At 59.1% G+C, this 3,013-nt stretch carries 1 protein-coding gene and 1 pseudogene; both read right to left on the minus strand.

Going from position 1 to position 3,013, the window contains the following annotated elements; all coding sequences use genetic code 11:
* A partial coding sequence (gene odhB, locus ACIP66_RS28075) for a 2-oxoglutarate dehydrogenase complex dihydrolipoyllysine-residue succinyltransferase (RefSeq protein ID WP_400652480.1) occupies positions 1-1,004 on the minus strand: 1,004 nt, incomplete at its 3' end.
* Positions 1,005-1,046: 42 nt separating this feature from the next.
* Positions 1,047-3,013: pseudogene (locus tag ACIP66_RS28080) on the minus strand (2-oxoglutarate dehydrogenase E1 component); the annotation flags it as partial.

Consider the following 3,013-nt stretch of genomic DNA (forward strand, 5'->3'; position numbering starts at 1 on the left):
ATCAACGAACCGAAGGTACCACCGTTGGTGATGGTGAAGGTACCACCGGTCATCTCGTCCATCGACAGTTTGCCGTCACGGGCTTTTTTGCCGAATGTTGCGATGCCGCCTTCGATTTCAGCCAGGCTCATCAGTTCGGCGTTACGCAGAACCGGAACAACCAGACCGCGGTCGCTGGAAACGGCAACGCCGATGTCAGCGTAGCCGTGGTAAACGATGTCAGCGCCGTCGATCGATGCGTTAACAGCCGGGAAGCGTTTCAGTGCTTCGGTAGCCGCTTTCACGAAGAACGACATGAAGCCCAGGCGTACGCCGTTGTGGGACTTCTCGAACAGATCCTTGTACTTCGAACGCAGAGCCATGACTTCAGTCATGTCGACTTCGTTGAAAGTGGTCAGCATCGCCATGTTCGACTGAGCTTCAACCAGACGCTTGGCCACGGTGGCGCGAACGCGGGTCATCGGTACACGCTTCTCGATGCGGTCGCCAGCGGCGAACACAGGAGCGGCGGCCGAAGGAGCAGCAGCCTTGGCAGGCGCGGCAGCTGGAGCGGCTTTCTTGGCAGCAACAGCAGCGACTACGTCTTCCTTGGTCACACGACCGCCTTTGCCGGTGCCGGCAACGGAGGCGATGTTGATGCCGTTTTCTTCAGCCAGCTTGCGCGCAGCCGGTGCAGCAACAGGATCGTCTTCGCCTTCGGCAGCAGCCGGTGCAGCGGCAGCAGCGGCCGGAGCAGCAGCGGCGGCTGGAGCAGCGGCAGCAGCGCCGCCCGCTTCGATGGAGCCCAGCACTTCGTCGGACAGAACGGTGTCGCCTTCGTTCTTGACGATTGCGCCCAGCACGCCGTCGGCGGTAGCCAGAACTTCCAGTACGACTTTGTCAGTCTCGATGTCGACGATCAGGTCGTCACGCTTGACGGCGTCGCCCGGTTGTTTGTGCCAGGTGGCAACGGTGCCATCGGCAACCGATTCCGGGAAAGTGGGGGCTTTGATCTCGATAGCCATTATCTGTAGTTCCTTAAATTCGGTTTCAGGTGCGCGAAGGCATTAAATGGTAAACGCGGCTTGCAGGAGTTTTTCCTGCTGCTCGGCGTGCATCGATGCGTAACCACAAGCTGGGGCAGCAGAAGCCTCACGGCCCGCGTACTCAAGTACGAGAGACTTGTCGAGGTTACCGATGCTGCGACGCAAGTGGTGCTGGCTGCAGTACCAGGCGCCCTGGTTCATCGGCTCTTCCTGACACCAAACGGCATTTTTGACGTTGGTGTACGGAGCCAGGACTTCTTTCAAGTCGTCCTCAGGGAATGGATACAGCTGCTCGATACGCACGATGGCGATATCTTCACGGCCTTCGGCACGGCGTTTTTCCAGCAGGTCGTAGTAGACCTTGCCGCTACACAGAACAACACGCTCGACCTTTTTCGGGTCCAGAGTATCGATTTCCGGGATCACGGTCTGGAACGAACCTTCGGCCAGATCTTCCAGAGTCGAGATGGCCAGCTTGTGGCGCAGCAGCGACTTCGGCGTCAGCACGATCAACGGTTTGCGCAGCGGACGAATCACCTGACGACGCAGCAAGTGGTAGATCTGTGCTGGCGTGGTCGGTACAGCTACCTGAATGTTGTGCTCGGCGCACAGTTGCAGGTAACGCTCAAGACGTGCCGAGCTGTGCTCAGGGCCCTGACCTTCGTAACCGTGTGGCAGCAACATGGTCAGACCGCAGAGACGACCCCACTTGTGCTCGCCGCTGGTGATGAACTGGTCGATAACAACCTGCGCACCGTTGGCGAAGTCACCGAACTGGGCTTCCCAGATCACCAGCGCGTCTGGCGTGGTGGTCGAGTAACCGTATTCGAATGCCAGTACCGCTTCTTCCGACAGGAACGAGTCGTACAGGTCAAAGCGTGGCTGACCGTCGTACAAGTGCGCCAGCGGAATGTAGGTGCCCGCGTCTTTCTGGTTGTGCAACACAGCGTGACGGTGCGAGAACGTACCGCGGCCGATGTCCTGACCAGTCATGCGAATCGGGTGACCTTCGAACGCCAGGGTCGCGTACGCCATGGTTTCGGCGTAACCCCAGTTGATCGGCAGGCCGCCGGCTTGCATTTTCTGACGGTCTTCGTAGATCTTCGCGACCTGACGCTGCACCACGAAACCGTCCGGAATTTCCAGCAGCTTGGCGGACAGTTCTTGCAGGGTTTTCAGATCGAAACGCGTGTCGTGACGCGCAGTCCAGGCGTGGCCCAGATACGGACGCCAGTCCACGAACAACTCTTTGTTCGGTTCTTTGACCAGCGATTTCACGACGTGCAGACCGTTGTCCAGCGCGTTGCGGTATTCGTCGACTTTCGCCTGAACACGCTCTGCGTCGAGCACACCGCCCTGGGTCAGACGATCAGCGTACAGCTCACGAGTGGTGCGCTGTTTGGTGATCTGCTGATACATCAGAGGCTGGGTGCCGCTTGGCTCGTCAGCTTCGTTGTGGCCGCGACGACGGTAGCAGACCAGGTCGATCACCACGTCACGCTTGAACTGCATGCGGTAATCGATGGCGAGCTGGGTCACGAACAACACGGCTTCCGGATCATCACCATTCACCTGGAGGATCGGCGCCTGGATCATCTTGGCAACGTCGGTGGCGTACTCGGTGGAACGCGAGTCCAGCGGGTTGCTGATGGTGAAACCAACCTGGTTGTTGATCACGATGTGCACGGTACCGCCGGTTTTGAAACCGCGGGTCTGCGACATCTGGAAGGTTTCCATGACCACGCCCTGACCTGCGAATGCAGCGTCACCGTGGATGGAGATCGGCAGAACCTTCTCACCGGTCGGGTCGTTACGACGATCCTGACGGGCGCGAACCGAACCTTCTACCACCGGGGAAACGATTTCCAGGTGGGACGGGTTGAACGCCATGGCCAGGTGAACTTCACCGCCGGCGGTCATCACGTTGGACGAGAAGCCCTGGTGATACTAAACGTCACCGGAACCCAGCACGACCTTCTTCTTGCCTT

It is taken from the genome of Pseudomonas sp. NPDC088429 (assembly GCF_044753305.1).
In the GTDB taxonomy this organism is placed as follows: Bacteria; Pseudomonadota; Gammaproteobacteria; order Pseudomonadales; family Pseudomonadaceae; genus Aquipseudomonas; species Aquipseudomonas rustica.